Genomic DNA, 678 nt, shown 5'->3' with positions numbered 1-678 from the left:
ATACAGTATGAGAAGGAATAGCATCTCTCCCCAATCTGATAATAAAGATATGATATCTCCATCAAGAGTTTTAAAAAGCAGTGATTTATGATTACTCCAAAATACTTTGATCGCCAATGCAAAAAAACAATATAAAGAATTGCTTTAACAAATTCTTTTACGGTTTTTAAGCCAAATATACGCTTTAAGCCATTTACTGGATTCAATGAATCAAACTTAAATTTAACAGCTTCAGTTGCTAATTGCATTTTACTTTGAAACCAGGAGACAAGTATTGTTGTGAACATGCAAACCAGCAAAAAAGGAATGTTCGTTTTCAACCAACCAACCCCCATAGCTTTAAAATAGTCCCAAATATCTGGTTTAGCGTTATGATCAAGGATGTATTCAAGAATCGACATAATGTGATGCACATCAAAAACATATCCGAGATATAAAGTACCCACAAGCATTATTACAGAGATGGTTAAGTCTCTACTTTTTAGAATTTGCCCTTTTTTAGAAGCATCCTGGAGTTTCTTTTGTGTTGGCTTTTCAGTTTTATTGGCCATGAAACACTCTATTTCTCAATGTATAGTTGCAATTGTTCTGGGAAAAAGGATAACGGCATTACTCGTTCAGCCAGTATTGGGGCAAAATAAATAATTAATATTAAAAATGCCAGCGCACTTTTGACAG

The 678-nt window shown here is 33.5% G+C and carries 2 pseudogenes; both read right to left on the bottom strand.

Going from position 1 to position 678, the window contains the following annotated elements:
* A pseudogene (locus E0D98_RS25300) lies at positions 1-551 on the bottom strand (EscU/YscU/HrcU family type III secretion system export apparatus switch protein); the annotation flags it as partial.
* 8 nt (positions 552-559) lie between these two features.
* A pseudogene (locus tag E0D98_RS28265) lies at positions 560-678 on the bottom strand (hypothetical protein); the annotation flags it as partial.

Source organism: Escherichia sp. KCJ4928, from assembly GCF_004352695.1.
GTDB lineage: Bacteria > Pseudomonadota > Gammaproteobacteria > Enterobacterales > Enterobacteriaceae > ECMA0423.
This window is presented reverse-complemented; position numbering and strand designations above follow the sequence as displayed.